General features: G+C 52.9%; 15 protein-coding genes. All 15 read left to right on the forward strand.

What is annotated here, in order from left to right:
• Positions 1-130: 130 nt before the first annotated feature.
• The 15 genes from EIZ37_RS04380 (at position 131) to EIZ37_RS04450 (ending at position 18,327) form a co-directional block, all read left to right on the forward strand.
• Positions 131-1,936 carry an AraC family transcriptional regulator gene (locus EIZ37_RS04380; protein WP_134683357.1) on the forward strand — a complete coding sequence of 602 codons (1,806 nt, stop codon included), beginning with the start codon at positions 131-133 and terminating at the stop codon, positions 1,934-1,936.
• Between the two features lie 21 nt (positions 1,937-1,957).
• Positions 1,958-2,407: a helix-turn-helix transcriptional regulator gene (locus tag EIZ37_RS04385; protein WP_167568662.1), complete on the forward strand. Its 450-nt coding sequence runs from the start codon at positions 1,958-1,960 to the stop codon at positions 2,405-2,407.
• Positions 2,408-2,547: 140 nt separating this feature from the next.
• Positions 2,548-3,918, forward strand: a complete 1,371-nt coding sequence (locus EIZ37_RS04390; protein WP_134683569.1) for an aspartate aminotransferase family protein — start codon at positions 2,548-2,550, stop codon at positions 3,916-3,918.
• Positions 3,919-3,978: 60 nt separating this feature from the next.
• Positions 3,979-5,733: an IucA/IucC family protein gene (locus EIZ37_RS04395; RefSeq protein WP_134683359.1), complete on the forward strand. Its 1,755-nt coding sequence runs from the start codon at positions 3,979-3,981 to the stop codon at positions 5,731-5,733.
• Positions 5,734-6,507 (forward strand): IucA/IucC family C-terminal-domain containing protein, encoded by a 774-nt coding sequence (locus EIZ37_RS04400; protein WP_134683360.1) that lies wholly within the window; start codon positions 5,734-5,736, stop codon positions 6,505-6,507.
• 21 nt (positions 6,508-6,528) lie between these two features.
• Entirely contained in the window at positions 6,529-7,767 is a 1,239-nt protein-coding gene (locus tag EIZ37_RS04405) for an MFS transporter (protein ID WP_205683780.1), read from the forward strand.
• A 9-nt stretch (positions 7,768-7,776) separates the two neighbouring features.
• Entirely contained in the window at positions 7,777-9,600 is a 1,824-nt protein-coding gene (locus EIZ37_RS04410) for an IucA/IucC family protein (protein ID WP_134683361.1), read from the forward strand.
• Positions 9,597-11,531, forward strand: a complete 1,935-nt coding sequence (locus tag EIZ37_RS04415; protein WP_167568664.1) for an IucA/IucC family protein — start codon at positions 9,597-9,599, stop codon at positions 11,529-11,531. Before EIZ37_RS04410 ends, EIZ37_RS04415 begins: the two co-directional genes overlap by 4 nt.
• A 36-nt stretch (positions 11,532-11,567) precedes the next feature.
• Positions 11,568-12,185, forward strand: a complete 618-nt coding sequence (locus tag EIZ37_RS04420) for an RraA family protein (RefSeq protein WP_134683363.1) — start codon at positions 11,568-11,570, stop codon at positions 12,183-12,185.
• Positions 12,186-12,212: 27 nt separating this feature from the next.
• Positions 12,213-13,544 (forward strand): LLM class flavin-dependent oxidoreductase, encoded by a 1,332-nt coding sequence (locus EIZ37_RS04425; protein ID WP_134683364.1) that lies wholly within the window; start codon positions 12,213-12,215, stop codon positions 13,542-13,544.
• A gap of 137 nt (positions 13,545-13,681) precedes the next feature.
• Positions 13,682-14,677, forward strand: a complete 996-nt coding sequence (locus tag EIZ37_RS04430) for an ABC transporter substrate-binding protein (protein ID WP_134683365.1) — start codon at positions 13,682-13,684, stop codon at positions 14,675-14,677.
• Positions 14,678-14,776: 99 nt separating this feature from the next.
• Positions 14,777-15,802, forward strand: coding sequence for a FecCD family ABC transporter permease (locus EIZ37_RS04435; protein WP_134683366.1), 1,026 nt, complete (start codon positions 14,777-14,779; stop codon positions 15,800-15,802).
• Positions 15,799-16,839, forward strand: coding sequence for a FecCD family ABC transporter permease (locus EIZ37_RS04440; RefSeq protein ID WP_134683367.1), 1,041 nt, complete (start codon positions 15,799-15,801; stop codon positions 16,837-16,839). Before EIZ37_RS04435 ends, EIZ37_RS04440 begins: the two co-directional genes overlap by 4 nt.
• Positions 16,840-16,986: 147 nt before the next feature.
• Entirely contained in the window at positions 16,987-17,547 is a 561-nt protein-coding gene (locus tag EIZ37_RS04445) for a hypothetical protein (protein WP_134683368.1), read from the forward strand.
• Between the two features lie 6 nt (positions 17,548-17,553).
• Positions 17,554-18,327, forward strand: a complete 774-nt coding sequence (locus tag EIZ37_RS04450) for a copper amine oxidase N-terminal domain-containing protein (RefSeq protein WP_134683369.1) — start codon at positions 17,554-17,556, stop codon at positions 18,325-18,327.
• Positions 18,328-18,352: the final 25 nt, after the last annotated feature.

An 18,352-nucleotide genomic window follows, 5' to 3' on the forward strand; every position in this document is an offset into this window, starting at 1 on the left:
TCCGGGTTTTTTCTTTGGGGCAGTTCAGCAGTTTGAAAGCCCTTTAATCATTGATATTGAGAATCGTTATCGATATAATGACAGTAACCAAAATAAGGGAATAGAAACAAATCGCAGGAGGGGTCGGGAGTTGTCATTTGAAGACCAGCTGATGTTATGGAATCATGCGTCACTCAAGGTGTTGGACGTACGCCGCGTCACATTGCATCCGGGCGATTGCCTGCCCGCTTATCAGCTTCCGTCCAGCGTATTTTTGCTCACGACACGAGGAGTGGCACAGGTGCTGGTGGACGGGGTTTCCTATCAAGCAGAGAAAAGCCTGGTCTGCCATGCGGGGAAAGGGGCGCAGCTCGAGATCGCGGAGGTGGAGGAAGCGCTGGATTCGTACATGGTATTCTATCAGGCGGTGTTAACCATGCCTTGCCGCAGGGAAATCCTGCGACTCTACCACACCAGCAATCCATTTCGTGCGCAATACGCTTTTGCACCGTCGCATCCGCTTCCCCTTTTTTCCAGGGTCGAGCAAATGCAGCGGCAATGGCAGCGGCCCGACACGCTGGAAAAATTTCATGTCAAAGCGTTGTTCCATCATTTTGTCTACGACCTCTTGCAGCAGTCGCAGGCGCAGGGCAGCGCGATGACCCAACCGCAATTGCTAACCCACGCGATTCGTTATTTGGAGGAGCGCTATGCTGAGCCGATTACGCTGAACTCCTTGGCGGCGATGCTGGACTGCAATGCACGCCAGCTGCAGCGGCATTTTAAAGCGAGGCTGAATATCGGCCCGATGGAGTATCTCCTCCAGGTCAGGCTCAAACAGGCCAAGGCGTTACTCAGGCAGACCAACCTGACGTTAGCCCAAATCGCAGAGGCGGTGGGCTATCAGGATAGCTACTATTTCAGCCGGATGTTTAAAAAATATACAGGGGTTCCGCCACGCCATTATAAAGAGCAGGCAGAAGCCCTGGAGATGCGTCGCCAAACTCCATTGCCCCCGTCGCAATCATCCATTGTTCCTGACAGGGTGCAACTGTATAGTGATACTGCTAATGATGAAAACCATTCTCATTATAGGGTGAACGCGGTCATACATAGAGATGCAAGCACGCTGCCCATCATAAAGCATCAGAAAGGGGAAACGGCACTCCAAAAGAAGCCGGAGAAAATAGTGGTACTGGATTACCAATATCTCGATCAGCTGCTAAAGCTCGGGAAACCGCCAGTAGCCAGCGTTTTTCCAATGACGCTGTCAGGATCTTACCCTGGCAAGTTGAAAGGCAGAGCGCAGGATATCCGGGTGCTTGGCACAAAGGAAGCGCCTGATTTGGAGGCGATCGCCCAGACAGCACCGGATTTGATTATCTGCACGGCATTTCAGGAGCATCTCTTTGAAAAGCTGGCCCATATCGCCCCGACCGTGATGTTCGACCGAAATGAAGACTGGCGCACGACCCTTCAAACGCTCGGAAGCATCGTGGGGAAAGAAAAGACGGCTCGACATGCATTGAACGCCTATCAGAAAAGGGTAGCGGAGCTGAAGGCCGCTCTGACCGAGAAACTGGGCGGGCAATCCGTCGCTTTGATCCGGCCGCGTGATCAATTGATCCGGCTGCAAACGACGAAACATCGCACGGCAAAGATCTTATACGACGATCTGGGGATGGCGCCGCCACAGATGGCCGTGGACCGCAGCAAAACGAGCTCCTCCATTTCCTTGGAAGCCATGCCGGCATTAAATGCGGATCACCTGATCGTACTGCAGGACGGTTCCAATGCGGAGCTGGTGGAAGAGTATCAGCAGACCCCCATTTGGAAAAGTCTCCCCGCCGTACAAGCTGATCAAGTGTACATGGCCAATACGACGCTGTGGGTCGGTTATTATGGCCCCATTGCCATTCATCAGATCGTGGATGAAATTGCTGAAGCACTGTTGTAGACAGGGATGGTGAGGGAGAACATGACCAAAACCAAAATGCGACTGATGATCGATTCCAGTGTGAAAGATGAGCTGGAGCGCGCGAAGCTGACCGAACTGCATCAGATTGTTGTCCATCAAGTCATGCGCTTGGAAATCCATGATTATGTCAAAGTGACGATGGAGGTTGAAGGTGTCGAAAGCCATTTGCCGCCAGCAAAGCTGCCCGGTGCTGGTTATTTGGACACGTCGTTTGATTGCGGAGCGTTGAGTGAAAGGCAGCGGCAAATTGCGGAAATGCTGTGCAACCATTATTCGATCAAAAGAATCGCCAGCGAGTTATTCGTCAGCGTCAATACCGTCAAAAAACACATTCAAAATATGAAAAAGGCATTGAATACCGATTTAAGCGGTGCCGATTTTATTTATGCCCTGCAGCAAATGCTGCAAAAGGGAAGCGTCGATCTGGATAAGCGTACTCCAATCGGATGAAGGACATTATCCGATTGGAGAATTTACCCCACTTGGACCTGTTGTTATGCTAGAAACAGTTGAGTTGATATTGATAATCAGTATCATTTATCAAAATCGACTCACAAGCTAGTATCGAAGGAGTGGTACGAGTGGGGAATATTTTTGTTGCTGGACAGTCAAAAAATGATCACTATCTCGAAAGCCAGGCGGCTAGGGAATCCAATGCAAGATCGTACCCGAGGCGCATTCCGATCGCCATACAGGAAGCGGAAGGGGTTCATGTCAAGGATATGGACGGCAAGGTGTACTACGATTGCCTTGCCGGAGCTGGAACACTGGCGCTGGGACATAACCATCCCGTTGTCATCGAAGCGATGAAGCAATTGCTGGACAACAAGCGACCGCTGCACACCCTGGATTTGACCACTCCGTTAAAAGAGCAGTTTGTGGATGAGATTTTCGCAAGCTTGCCGGAGGAATTTGCCAAGAACGCCCGGATTCAATTTTGCGGACCTACTGGCGGTGATGCCGTCGAAGCGGCGATCAAGCTGGTCAAAACGGCGACAGGCAATCGCAGCATTCTCTCCTTTCAAGGCGGCTATCACGGAGCGACCCATGGAACGATGAGCCTGAGCGGGACGCTGGGAATGAAAGAAAAGATCAACGGGCTAATCCCGGATGTGCACTATATGCCTTATCCGTATGCATACCGCTGCCCGTTTGGAGTCGGCGGTGAGCAGACGCATCAGCTCAGCAGCCGCTACATCGAAAATCTGCTGAACGATCCGGAAAGCGGCATCGTGTCGCCGTGCGGCATGATTTTGGAAGCGGTACAGGGGGAAGGCGGTTCCATCCCGGCTCCTATTGAATGGCTGCGGGAGATTCGCCGGATCACCCAAGAAAAACAGATCCCGTTGATCATCGACGAGATTCAGACCGGCATCGGGAGAACCGGCAAGATGTTTGCCTTTGAGCATGCCGGCATTATCCCGGATGTCTTGATCCTATCGAAGGCCATTGGCGGTGGCTTGCCATTGTCGGTCATGATTTACCATCAAAAATATGATGTGTGGAAGCCGGGAGCCCATATCGGCACGTTCCGGGGCAATCAGCTGGCGATGGCAGCAGGGCTTGCCACATTAACTTATATCAAGGAACACGATATTCCGGCACACGCGGAGAGGCTGGGGAATCGGCTTCAAGAGCAGTTGTTGACGCTGAAAAGCAAAGTGAATGCCATCGGCGATGTCCGTGGACGCGGTTTGATGGTAGGCGTGGAGATTGTAAACCCGGAAGCAGCGCAAGATCGCTTGGGCCATTATCCCGCCTTCCCGCAGCTGGCAAGCCAGATTCAGAAGGAATGCCTCAAGAGAGGTGTCATCCTGGAGGTAGGCGGCAGACACTCGTCCGTCATGCGTTTCCTGCCACCCCTGATCGTAACGGAGCAGCAAATCGATGAGATCGCGCAGAGATTCAGCGATGCTGTTCTAGCGGCAATCGAAGCGGTTCGAGAGATTCAGCCTGCTTAAGCTGGAGGCGAAAGATGAAACGCCGAAAACGGTTGTCTGAGAAGGGAGTGACCGGAAGCCATGCTGCAACAGCATACTGACGCGCCAACATCCGTGGAAATAGCCGAACAAGCCACCATACGCACGTTGCTGAACAGTTTTTTCAGGGAAATCGGGGAAACCGATCCTCGAGTGGGGACGGAAGCCGCACTGACTCCCCATCCTGCAGAGGGTGAAACGATTGCCTTCCATCTGCCTTCGAGCGGGCAGACCATAACAGGGACGATTGCTTACTTTTCTGCTGTCGGACAGCATGTCTATGGACCATCGTTTTTTACGTTGACCCCCGAAGGAATGTGGCAGGAGCTGGATTTACAGCGGCTGCTTGAACTGTTGCTTGAAGAATTGAGCCATCGCGAAGCACACACCAGCTCCGCGGCTTATGCCAATCAAATCAAAACGCGCATCGAAAACAGCGTGGAGAAAATGAAGCTGTACGTGGAGCACTACCGAAGCAAGCTGCAGCCGGAAATGAACGAAAAGCTCGACTTCATCCGCTCCGAGCAATCGCTCTATTTTGGCCATCCGTTTCATCCTTACCCGAAAAGCTCCGAGGGTTTTGTGGATGACGATCTTGCCCAGTACAGCCCGGAAATGCGTGCTGCCTTTTCGCTGCATTACTTTGCTGTTCAGAAGGAATTTGTCTATGAAGAATGGCTGAAAGGCGAAGAGCAAGTCCTGCCCCCATCTGTTAGCACGTATGCAGCAGAGCGATTGGGTGAAAAGGCAGACGAGTATGTTTTGCTGCCGATGCATCCGTGGCAGGCTCGTTATCTGATCGGGCAGCCGGAGATTCAACAGCATATGAATCAAGGGGCCATCATCAGCCTTGGATTGCTGGGTCCTACCGTTTACCCTACCTCATCCGTACGAACGGTATGGGAGCCGCTGAGTGGGTATGGATACAAGCTGCCGCTGCACGTCCGGATTACCAATCTGATTCGCGACAATACGGTAGAACAAGCCAAACGTACCATGGATGCCGCAAGAGTGCTCCAGCAATGCAGACACGAGCTGCAGACCGGGCATTTCCAGATCCTGATGGAAACAGGCTACAGAAGCGTCCGTTTTCCGCACATGCCGGAGGAGCTGGCAGCAAGCTTGACGGTGATCTACCGTCCCATGGCGATCACGAGCGAAAACACGTTTGTCATGGCCTCGCTGCTGGAAACTTTGCCGGATGCAGCGGAGCCGAAGCTGATCCAAGCGATACGGCAGAGCTCTTCGGGGCGAATGCCGGAGCTCGGGTACTGGTTGGAGCGCTATCTGCGCATTTCGATGCTGCCGTTTCTACGCATGTTAGCCGAGAAAGGGATCAGCTTTGAGGCGCATTTGCAAAACTCGCTGTTATCGATAAAGGATGGTCTGCCTCACTGCTATTATGTTCGTGATCTGGAGGGCGTCAGCGTCGATCGGAGGAAAGCGGCTGAGGCTGGCTGGATCGGTACGCTGATGCCGGACGACAGCCCCGTTCTCTACCAGGAAGCCGAGACGTGGAAGCGGACGAAATATTATTTCTTTGTGAACCATCTCGGGTCGTTGATTCATACCATTGCCGCTTACCAGCAGGAGGGTGAGGAGCGCTACTGGCGCATCGTCAAGGCGTTGCTCCTGCAGGAAAGGGAGGGCGCTTGCGAGCGGCTGCTGGCTTATATTGACGACTTGCTGCATAGCGAGCACCTGCCCGCCAAAGCGAATTTCACCAGTTGTTTTCTAGCGAGGGGAGAAACACCCCTGTTCATCCAGATTCCCAATCCCATCAAAGGAGTGCCATAAATGTACGCAATGTCTCGATTTCAACCGGAAGAATGGAACGATCTCGCAAAAAGCTTTCAGGTCGGCGTGTTCCCTTTGCCCAATCCAACGGCTTCCTTTCTCGTGGAGGATTTGCGAGACGGGGAGAGGTGCGCTGCCTATTTGGATCGGTTGACCGAGGCATTGCAATCCCCGTCCAGGCTGCATACGGCCTCGCTGTTCGCGAAGCGTTATGCGTTTATCGCGGTGGGCCCCAGCATATTTGCCATGACCCGGTATAACAAAGGGTTGAAGGTATCGCTGGCAAATGCCTATCTGGGCCCGTCCGAGGAGCGGAGAGGCATGTGGCCGCCCCAAATCTATCTTGATCAGGTAGAGGTAACGGAACCAGAGGCCGGAAAACGGGAGCAATGGCGCGAGGACTTCGTTGGCAGCTTATTTGCAGGGAATATCACCAAGCTGTGGCGCCAGCTTTCCGCTGTCGCTCGGGTGCCCATGCCCATCCTCTGGGAAAATACGGCGGTTCGCCTCTTTTCGCTGTATGAAAAGCGATTAGCCTCGGGTGCAAGCGAGGAGGAGCGGGTACGAATCGAGGACGATTTTGCTTATCTGGTCAATCGGGCACAGGGTGCGGTATTCGGAGAGAGCCAAAACCCATTTGTCTCGTTATACGGAAGTGAGGCACTGGCAGATCTGTCTCCAACGGATGGCGTACGGATGCGCAAAACCTGCTGCTTGTATTATCAGGTGTCCGCCCAAGGTGAATATTGCTCCGCTTGCCCGCGAGCGAAGTAGAGAAAGGAATGTGTCATCAGCGTGGAAAAGTGGAAGCGCAACCTGTTCATTTTGTATGTCGGGCAGTTTCTGGCCATGGCCTCCATGAGTTGTGTGACTCCCTTTTTACCGCTGTATCTGCAGCAAATGGGGCTAACCAATCACGATGAAGTGCTGCTGTGGTCCGGCCTTATTTTTAGCGCCAATCTGGTGACAGCTTTCATCTTTTCGCCGATCTGGGGCAGGCTTGCCGACCGGCACGGGCGCAAAGTGATGCTGATTCGCTCCGGTTTGGGTATGGCCATCACGGTGACGCTTCTCGGGTTTGCGACCAGTCCGGTTCATCTGCTGCTGCTGCGATTGGTGAACGGGATGATTTCCGGATTCAGTCCGGCTGCCGTCGCCTTAGTCGCCACCAATACCCCAAAAGAGCGGAGCGGGTACGCACTCGGGACCTTGCATTCCGGCACTGTTGCCGGCACGATCTGCGGGCCGCTGATCGGCGGATTTATGGCCGATCGTCTAGGCTTCAGCGCTGTTTTTTTCTATCTGGGCTGCGCAATTTTTATCGCGACGCTGATCGTCATCTTCGGGGTCAGGGAAAACTTTGTGAAAAAAGAAACAACCGAAGCAAAAACGGACTTCCGGCAGGACTTCAAAAAAATCGTTTCCCACAAGCCGATTGGCCCGCTGTTTGTCTCCGCAGCCATCATTCGGGCCGCGATGACGGGCACGCTGCCGCTTATCCCGCTCTATGTCCAGCAATTGGCGACCAGTCAGGAGAATCTGGTGGTTTTGGCTGGTGTTACTTCGGCGGCGATGGGGTTTGCCAACATGCTCTCTGCACCGCAATTGGGGAAACTGGGAGACAAGTATGGTTCCCATCGCATTTTTCTTTTCTCGGTGTTTGGCGCGGTCCTTTTTTCGATCCCGCAGGCGTTCGTTTCGGAGTTGTGGCAGTTAATCGCACTGCGGTTTTGCACCGGGGCTTGCCTGGCTGGCATGATGCCTTCCGTCAATACGCTGATCAGACATTATGCGCCAGAAGGCATGGAAAGCCGAACCTACAGCTATGTCAGCTGCTCCTTGTTTTTGGGAGGCATGCTGGGTTCCCTGGGCATGGGGGTGATCGCATCCTGGTTTGGCATATCGATGATTTTTATAGGTTCCGCCGTTCTTTTGCTGTTGAACAATCTATGGATGAAATGGACAGTGTTTCCGGTGGTCAAGCACGATCGGGAGGCCGCTACCCTCGTGAGCGGTCAGGAAGTATACAAGTGAGGTGTAACGATGAAGACAATCGATTGGGCTCGTGCCTTTACAACAGAGCAGTATGCCGATGTTGAGCAAAGAGTGCTTTGCCAGCTGATAGAAGCGGTGCTATACGAAGAAATTGCGGTTCCCCCAAGCGGATTGCCGCAAGCAGGAGAATTCGCCGGCCGTCTGGTTCTTGAGGGAAAAACAAAAACAGGGGAGCCAGTTACGTACAGCTTCCATTGTCAGCGAAAATTCAGCTTTGGACGGTATCGCGTGGCCAAAGGGACGGTTACCCGAGAGGCAGCGAATGGCGAAACACGGGATGCTGCGTTGTCTCTGTTTGTCGAAGAGATCCTTGGGCAAGTGCAAACCAAAGATCGAGTCGCTATGTTGTTGTCTGAGCTCGAGCATACGCTGGTCCATGACCTGCAGGCGCAGTTCCATAAAGCTGCTGCGGCTGTGACGGAGAATCAGCGCGGCTATGATGATTGGGAAGCATTATTGGACGGACACCCCTATCATCCGTGCTACAAGTCGCGGATTGGCTTTAGCTTGCAGGAAAATGCGCTGTACGGACCGGAGTTCAAGGCCAATCTGCAGCCGGTATGGCTGGCGGTTGCCAAGGTGGTCAGCCTCAAGTCCTCCCTGCAGGAGGTAGACTACCGCTCCTTTATCGAGGAAGAGCTCGGCAGCGATGTCTATGAGGGATTTGCGGCATCCTTGCGGGAAAAAGGGCTCAATATCGCGGATTATTGGATCATGCCGGTTCATCCTTGGCAGTGGGAGCACACGATCATGCCTGCCTTCCATGGCCAGTTAGCGGATAAGCGGATCGTACCGCTTGGCAGCGGAGTGGATTTTTACCGTGCGCAGCAGTCGATTCGCAGCTGGGCGAATGTGTCGCATAAAGAGAAGTCGTATTTGAAAATGGCGCTGAACATCGTCAATACGTCGACCAGACGGATGCTGGCAAAGCATACGGTCCTGAACGCACCGCTCGTGTCACAGTGGTTATTGACGCTCACCAAGGACGATGAAACGGCTAAAAAGCTCGATTTCGTCTTTTTGCCGGAATTCGCGGGCATTACCTATGATTACGAGCAGCTTCCGTCCCCTGTTCAGGTCAACGCATACGGCAGTCTTGGTGTGGTCTGGAGACAAAGCGTCCATCGTTTTCTAAAGGAGGATGAACAAGCGTTTCCTTTAAGCGCTGTGAGCCTTGTGGACAACGGTCTGCCGGCGATTGAGCCATGGGTGCGCAAATATGGGCTGGAAGCCTGGGTACGCCAATTGCTTGACGTTACCGTGACTCCGCTCATCCATATGCTTTATGCACATGGGGTAGCGCTGGAATCTCATGCGCAAAATCTGATTCTCATCCATAAAGACGGGTGGCCTTGCCGTCTGGCTTTGAAGGATTTCCACGACGGAGTGCGTTTTTCGTATCAGCATCTGACGCAGCCGGAGCTGTATCCCGAGCTGCATCGCGAGCCGGCCGAGCATCGGGCGATCAATCGCCATTCCTATATCCAGACCGACGATCTCGCGGCGGTGAAGGATTTTCTGCACAGCGCCTTCTTCTTTGTCTGCCTGAGCGAGATGGGCATATTTCTGAATGAACGCTATGGACTGGACGAGACGCATTTCTGGGAAATGGTGGCTCAGGTCATTCGCCAATACCAGCAGGAGCATCCTGAGTTTCACGAAAATTTCGAACGGTATGATTTGTTCTCGGAAACGATTCAGATTGAGCAGCTGGCGAGAAGACGGTTATGGAAAGACATCGAGGTCGATCCAAGGCCGGTGCCGAATCCGCTCTTCCACTACAGAAGGTCGCTGCAAGAAGGGATGGTATGAGTATGACAGATTATGCGGTTCTGGAAGCCGAACGTCGTGTCATGGAGGACTTGGTCAACGCATTGCTGGCTGAACAGTTTTTTGAGGAGAATGCCCTCATCGAACGGCTCTCCCCGGCGCAATGGGAAGCACTTCAGCGTCGAGACAGCGGGATGAACATCGTGGAACAGGATTGGGGTCCGGATTTCAAGGAGGCCGATGTCTACCACTGGCGTTTGCAGGATGATCAAGATGCCGCGATTGTCTTCCCTGTCTATCCAGCGATCGTACAGCCTTATCGCTATGAGGCGTCAGCGGCGGTGTATGAGGTACGGGTGGGGCAAGATGAACGGGTCGATGTGAAAAAGCTTGGTCCGGTCGATTTCATGCGCCATATCATCCGCTTTTTCGGCGACGACCCTGCGACCATCGATACGGAAGGCGCAGAGCAATTTGTCCATATGCTTGAGCAGACGCTGCTGCAATCTGCGTGGTCGCTTGCGAACAAACAACCGGGGGCTGGAATTTTGGGCTTGCCGACCATGGCTTCCTTCCTGCGAACCGAGCGAAAAGCATCCTTTCGCGATCGACCGTTCCATCCCGTGTCGAAAGTCAAGCTGGGCTGGGGCCAAGAAGAGTGCAGCCGGTATACGGCGGAGTACGGGCAAGCGATTCAGCTCCGTTGGATGGCGGTGAAACGCGACTATCTGATCAGTGGTCAACCGGATCAAGCCCGTTGGGAAGCCGTAAGCCAGCTGCTGCTCTCGGAGGAAGAGAGAGGCACCGTCCAGGAAGAGCTGGATAGACGCGAGCTGGACAGCGAGGCGTATATCCCGATACCCGTTCATCCATGGCAAATGACCACCATCCTGCCGGAAAAATTGGATGAGGAAATCAAGGCGGGGATCTGCGTTCCTTTGCAGGTGAAAGCGGGGACGTTTTACGCCACCTCTTCCGTGCGGTCCCTGATGTCTGAACAAAGCGGCAGAGCTCATGTCAAGCTTCCGCTGGGCATTCAATCACTGGGAGGGCTTCGCTATCTGTCGGCCATCAAGCTGATGAATGGGCAAAAGGCGGAAAGCTTGATGAGACAGGGAATGGAGCGCGATCCTGTGCTGAAACAAAGACTGTTCCTCTGCGATGAGACAAATTGGTGGGCTTATCTGCCGGAAAGCAGGGACCTGTTTGCCGACTATCCGCGACATTTATCTGCCATGGTAAGGCAATACCCGCAAGCCTTGGTGGAGGATGAGGCGGTCCGGCTGCTGCCGATGTCTGCCCTAGCCGTCTATGACCGGACGGAGAGCGGCCACCTGTTTGACGAGTGGCTGCGCGAGATCGGACGGGAGCAAAGCGAAGCCGCGATATTGCAGCTATTGCGTGACGTTTGCCTGACTTATTTTGAAATCTGCTTCCGCCTGTTCCGCCTGGGTATGATGCCGGAAATCCACGGGCAAAATTCAGTACTCGTCTGGAAGCACGGCAAAATCGAAGGGCTGCTGCTCCGCGATCATGATGCGCTTCGTCTGCATGTTCCGTGGCTGGAGGCAAATGGACTGGAGGATCCGGTCTATACACTCAGGGCAGGCTATCCGAATTCGCTCTACCATGCTTCGCCGCATAAATTGCTCACATTCTTCCAAATGCTTGGCATCCAGGTGAACTGCAGCGCGATTCTCCAAGCTTTGTCCCAATACTACGGAATCAAGGAAGAGCGCTTATGGAGAGAGCTGCGTGAATGCTTGGAGCAGGCAATGAAAAGCGCTGCTTTGCCTGAGGAAGTACGGAATGTCCTGCATGAATGCTTGCTTGAGAAGGAAACATGGCCGTGGAAACAGGTGATACGGCCATTGGTGAAGCAACACTTGAGAGTGCCGGGCAGCATGCCGTTTGGACAGGGCGAAGTGCCCAACCCATTGCTAGCGAAGGCCACCGCTTTTGGAAACGTATAGAACGTGGCTCGATTGGGAGAGGAGAGGATCACGGAGATGTTTCGCATTCAGCCAAGAGTACAGGGGGTAACCCCGGAGCTGTTGGAGCTGTATCAGGATATCAGCCCGTCCACCATTGGCCATCTGACGGATTTTGGCTTTCTGAAGGGACTGGTGCCGCTGTATCGTCCGATTCGCCTGCTGGGGAATGCCGTGACGGTGCGCATTCCCCATATCGACTCCGCTGCGATCAGCCACGCCATGGAGCTGGCGCAGCCTGGCGATGTGCTTGTCATCGACATGTCTGGTGACGAGCAGCGCGCATGCTGGGGGGAATTTCGGACGTATGCGGCCCTTGCGAAAAAACTCGCGGGGGTCGTGGTATCCGGCTGCGTCTCGGATGTCCGCGCGATTTCCGGGTTGGGCTTTCCCGTCTACTCCAGAGGAATCAGCGCGCTTACCACACGCAAGCTCGAGCTGGAGGGTGAGGTCAACACGGTGATCAGCGTAAGCGGGGTAAGCATTCACCCCGGAGACTTGATTGTGGGCGACGATGACGGTCTGTTTGCCATCCAGCCGCAGCATGCGCGTGAAATCGGTCTGGTCGCGCTGGAGAAGCAGCGAAAGGAAGAATTGAAAAGACAGCAGTATGGATACGGACTGCCACATTGCTGACACCATTCCTTTTTCGAGGTGAAAATCATGAGTCAACCCAAACGCCAGTTGCATCTAAACCTGTTTATCTTGAGCACGGGACATCATGAGGCCTCTTGGCGCCATCCGGAAGCATTGCCGCATATGGCTACCGATCTGCGCTATTACCAGCGTCTGGCGCAGACAGCGGAAAGGGGCAAAATGGACTCCATTTTTCTTGCGGAGAAATATCGTTTGAACAAGATGATCAAATATCGGGTCATCCCGCAGATGGAAGCATTCACGCTTCTGTCTGCGATCGCCGCTGTGACAGAACGGATCGGACTGACCGCTACGGCTTCGACCACGTACAATGAGCCTTATCACATTGCGAGAAAATTTGCCTCGCTGGATCACATCAGTGGTGGCCGAACAGGCTGGAATATCGTGACCTCGACGGGGGATGCGACCGCACGCAATTTTAGCCGCAATGAACATCTGGGACATAGGGAACGTTACGAACGCGGACGGGAATTCGTGGAGATCGTGAAACGCCTGTGGGACAGCTGGGGGGAAGGCTCCCTGGTCATCGATAAAGAGTCCGGAATCTATGCAGATATCGAGCGAATTCATGGGGCCAATTTCCAAGGAAACCATTTTTCTGTGCAGGGTGCGCTCAACATCCCGCGTTCCCCGCAAGCGCATCCCGTGCTGGTGCAAGCCGGCTCCTCCGAAGACGGCAAGGAATTTGCTGCAGAGCTGGCGGAGGTGGTCTTTACCGTCCAGCACACGATCGAGGAAGCAAAGGCGTTTTATCAGGATGTAAAGACCCGGATGAAAAAATACAACCGCTCGGAAAATGAACTGAAGATTCTGCCCGGCTTTATTCCGTTCGTCGGGGATACAGAGGCGGAGGCAAAGGACAAAGAGCGGGAATTGAACGAGCTGGCTGTGTCCGAATATGGCATCCAGTGCTTGTCCGATACGCTGCAAACGAATATGTTCGCCTATCCATTGGACGGTCCCGTGCCGTTTGAAGACCTGCCCAGCGTACATGAGATCAAAGGACAGCAAGCCCGCTTTCAGCTGTATGTGGATCTGGCGCGCAGAGAAAACCTGACGATCCGGGAATTGATCATTCGGACAGCAGGAGGACGAGGGCATTTTACATTCGCGGGAACGCCCGTACAGATCGCGGATGTGATGGAGCGGTGGTTGAACGACCATGCTGCAGACGGATTTAACCTGATGCCGCCGTTATTGCCAAGCGGCTTGGATGATTTTGTGGACAAAGTCATTCCCGAATTGCAAAACAGGGGGATTTACCGTACGGAATATACAGGGCGCACTTTAAGGGAACATCTTGGATTGCCGCTTGGGTTTGCTGCAAGCAGAGTCTGATGGACATGCGCGGCTGGCATGTCGCAAATGTCCAAAAGTTCGTCGCAAAAATCCATGTTCATTCTGGACTACTCCCTTATAATGAGAATGAGAATCAATGTTGTTCAATGCAGTCAACAAAAGGAGAGGAAACAGAAATGTTTAGGCTTAATCCATTACCATTCAAACTTCTGGCGATCTTTCTATGCATGCTCATGCTGGCGGGTTGCGGGGCAAATCAACAAGGCGGAGCAACTCCTGCTGCCAAGACGGAGCCGGCGCCAGCAGCTCAAGCGACAGCTCCTGAAAAGCAGGACGTGAGAGTCGTCAAGCATGCCATGGGAGAGACGGAAATAAAAGGGACGCCGCAAAAAGTCGTCACGCTGTACCAAGGAGCGACAGACGCTGCACTGGCACTGGGAGTGAAGCCGGTAGGAGCCGTGGAAGCATGGATTGAAAAACCTTGGTACAACTACATAAAAGACAAGATGGAAGGCGTAACCAACCTCGGCTCGGAAAACCAGCCCAACCTGGAGCAGATCGTGGCACTGAAGCCGGATCTGATCATTGCTTCCAAGACACGGCATGAAAAGATCGCCCAGCAACTGTCGGCCATCGCGCCAACCGTCATGACCGAAGAGGTCCACTTTTGGAGGGACTCGCTGGAACTGTCGGCAGAGGCCCTGAACAAACAGGAAGAAAAGCAAAAATTCCTCAAGGAGTGGGAGCAGAAGGTCGCAGATTTCAAGAGTAAAATGGGCGATAAGTTGAAGCTGGAAGCGGGGATTGTTGACTTCCGCGTCGATCATGCCCGTATCGTATACACCGGATTTTCGGCTCTCGTCCTGGAAGAACTGGGGATTGCACGGCCTGCAAGCCAGCGCGGCGAAGATTGGGGCGTACAGCTCACCTCGAAGGAAAATATCCCGCAAATGGATGCGGACATCATTTTTGACCAGACCAGCACCTCGCGAAATGACGGACGACTGGATCTGCGCAAGGAATGGAGCGAGCATCCGCTGTGGAAAAACCTGAAGGCCGTCAAAAACAACCGCGTATTTGAAGTGGATACAGCGGTATGGAACAATGGCTCCGGCCCACTGGCGGCAGTGGAGATGGTGGAAGATCTCTATGAATTTTATGGCTTGAAATAATCCTGATTGAGTGTCCGAGGCTGTTGACCGTGCAAATGTGTCAACAGCCTCCGGTGGGTTTCATCCACATCCAACCAACACGCAAAAAGGAGGGACCTTGTGAGCCCATTATTCCGCCAAACACCCGGTAAAGTATGGGGCTTGGTGTTTGGATTTTTTCTTTTCATCATCTGTTTTGTAGGCAGTATCGTTCTCGGGACGACCAAGATACCCGTGATGATGGCTGTCGAGTCCTTTATTCAATATGATCCTTCCTCCAATGACCATGTGATCATTCAGACGACGCGGCTTCCCCGCGCTCTGTTCGCCGCGTTGATCGGCAGCAATTTAGCCATCGCCGGAGCGCTCATGCAGGCATTGACGAGAAATCCGTTAGCATCGCCAAGTATTTTTGGGATTAATGCGGGCGCTGTATTTTTGGTAGTCCTGGCATTGACCTTTCTCCCCATCTCTTCGCTCAACCAATTGGTATGGATCGCGTTTCTGGGGGCTGGTTTTGCGGCCTTCGCGGTGTACTTCCTCGGTTCCTTGGGCAGGGACGGATTGACTCCGGTGAAAGTCGTGCTTGCCGGCTCCGCGATGACTGCGTTGTTTACTTCTTTCACGCAGGGCATGCTGGTGATCGATGAAGCCCGCTTGCAAAGCGTATTGTTTTGGCTAGCCGGGTCGATTGCGGGAAAAACGGCGGATGGGCTATTGCCGGTCCTGCCTTATATGATAGTTGCCGGAGTCGCAGCGCTCGTATTGGCACAGCCGGTCAACATCCTGGCTTCGGGCGAGGAGGTCGCCAAAGGATTGGGGCAAAGAACCACATTCGTGAAGCTGGCGGTCGCGGTTACGGTCATTTTGCTGGCGGGCAGCTCCGTCGCGGTTGCCGGCTCGATTGGTTTCGTGGGACTTGTGATTCCCCATGTGGCCCGCATCCTGGTGGGCACAGATTATCGCTGGGTCATCCCGTACAGTGCGATCCTCGGCGCCATTTTGCTGCTGGTAGCGGATACCGTGGCACGTTTTGTCGTCATGCCCGGAGAGCTGCCCATTGGCGTCATGACCGGGATGATCGGCGGACCATTTTTCATCTACATGGCGCGAAAAGGGCTTCGCTCGAAAGGGGTGTCAGCATGAGTCGGCTTATCACCATTCGCAGCAAGACGGGATTCTTTTCTTTTCTGGTGCAAAAGAGAGCCGTCTTGGTGCTTGCTGTGCTGTTCGTTTTCACCCTCGCTTTGTTTCTGTTCAGCATGGCGCTGGGGAACAACGGGTTGTCCTTTGCGGATGTATGGACAACGCTGATCGGGCAAGGGACGGAGGCCAACGCGTTGGTCATTGGTACGCTGCGGCTGCCGCGAGTGATTGTCGCCGTCCTGGTGGGAGCCGCTTTGAGCGTATCCGGTGCGATCCTGCAGGGGCTGATCCGCAATCCGCTGGCATCACCGGATATGATCGGAATCACAAACGGGGCAGCTCTGGCTGCGGTAACCTTCATCACCTATTTTGCGGGTACGGTAAGCATCCAGTGGCTTCCGGCAGCAGCCTTTGTAGGCGCCGGCTTGATTTCCATCGTGATCTATTTGCTCGCATGGAGCAAAGGGGTGACTTCGACCAGGCTGGTGCTGATCGGCATCGGGATTTCCGCGACGGCAAGCTCGTTAACCATGCTGATGATCATCCTGAGCCCGATGAGCTCGGCAAGCCAAGCCTTTACCTGGCTTACGGGGAGTATTTACGGCGCTTCCTGGGATAACGTGTATGCACTGCTGCCATGGATGATCATTTTTCTGCCGGCAGCAATGATTTATGCCAGAAACGTCAATGTCCAGGAGCTGGGCGACGAAATGGCGCAGGGGCTAGGAGCGTCTGTCCAGCTTCACCGTGGCCTGCTTTTGCTCGTCTGTGTGGCTTTGGCTGGTTCGGCAGTGGCCGTAGCGGGTGCGATCGGATTTATCGGCTTGATAGCGCCGCATATCGCGAGGAAGCTGGTTGGCCCCTCCTTCGATACTCTGCTCCCGGTAGCCGCTCTGATTGGCAGTCTCATGCTCATGGCTGCCGATATGGTTGCCAGAACGGCCTTTCAACCGATGGATATTCCCGCGGGTGTGTTTACGGCAGGAGTGGGTGCCCCGTTTTTTATCTATCTGCTCTATCGGAATCGGAATAAATAGAGGATGGAAGCAGGACTCTATGAAACATCATTTACCTGGTTGGGACTGATCGGAATCGATCGGTCTTTTTTTTGTCCCTCAGAAGTTTGATAAGGTGAAAAAAATGTACACAACAGGCAGTATTTTCCTGAATGGAGGGAGAAATATATGGGTGACAATCGTCGACATCGTTTGAAATGGATCTTCATGGTTCTGCTAATCGCGACAATCCTAAGTGCAGGCGGTGTGTATGCCGCGCGCGGTTCCGAAGCGGAAACGACACCACAGGGAGAGTTGGAGTGGGCCCGTGCACAGGGTTTTTTGGCGGAGGGTGTGAACGGGGAAAAGCCGATTAAGCAGGCGGAGTTTTTGAAGATGGTGATGACGGTATATGATGCCAAGAAACCGGGGGTTTTTGTCCCTGCGGGGGCGGAGAATCATTGGGCTGCAGGGTATTATGCGACAGCGAAGCAAGAGGGGGTTATTGATTGTGGGTGTCAGATTAAGCCGAATATAACGCTTACGGTTGGGGAGGCTGCGAAGTTTGTTGTGAATGCGATTCATTTGAAATCGGGGAACGTTGCGATGCAAATAGCCGATGTTTATGAGTGGCTTCCCGATCCGAAAGATATGGAATCATCTCTGACGAATGAACAAGCTGTCATCCTTGTTAAAAAGATGAGTGAGGTATTTGTAGAAAAAGGACTATCTATTAAAAAACGGGAGTGAGCTTTGATGAAAAAAATGATAATGAGTGTTGTTTCGATTGTTATGGCTCTGACTCTGGTATCAGGAGTCTTTGCAGATGAATTCTACGTGAAAGGTTTGACTGTAAAGGTTGATAACAAGGTAATTACTTTTCCTGACGGGGAAGCCTATTACAATTTGAGAAACTATCGTGTCATGGTTCCGGTTCGTTTTGTAAGCGAAGCCCTTGGCGCGAAAGTTGAATGGATAGAAAATACGAAAACCGTGAAAATGACGCGGCAAAACAGCACCATTGAACTGAAGATTGGGTCAAACAAGGCTCTAGTTAATGGGGAGACGTTTACTTTCAATGCTCCGGCTGTAATCGAGGAAAGCCGTACGTATGTGCCGATTCGTTTTGTCAGTGAGACGTTCGGAGCGAAGGTTGATTGGTCTGAAAAAGATCGGACTGTCTCTATTACGAATGGACAAGGAGTACAACCAATTAAAGATGCTATTGGTGCCAATATTCCTATAAGTAGTAAAGATCCATATGCCATCGCATTTCACAAAAGTTTGAAGATAAAGAACGGTGTTATAACGGGAACTGTTCCGAAGCCTAAAGGTAAAAATATGCTCGTGTCTTTGGATATTTGGCTTAAGGATGGAAATAGCAAGGTACTTGAAAATGGGGGAAGTTTCTCTTATAGAGTGAGGGATGTAGAAAATATTATATTATGGGTTTTTGATAGAACAGGGAAGGGCACTACTCACGCTCAAGTATCATATGATATGCCTTTTCTAGTGCCAAAAGTGAAATAGTATTCGACTCTAAAATTTATGAGAA

Origin of the sequence: Brevibacillus migulae (assembly GCF_004521915.1) — a bacterium.
Classification (GTDB): Bacteria; Bacillota; Bacilli; order Brevibacillales; family Brevibacillaceae; genus Brevibacillus_F; species Brevibacillus_F migulae.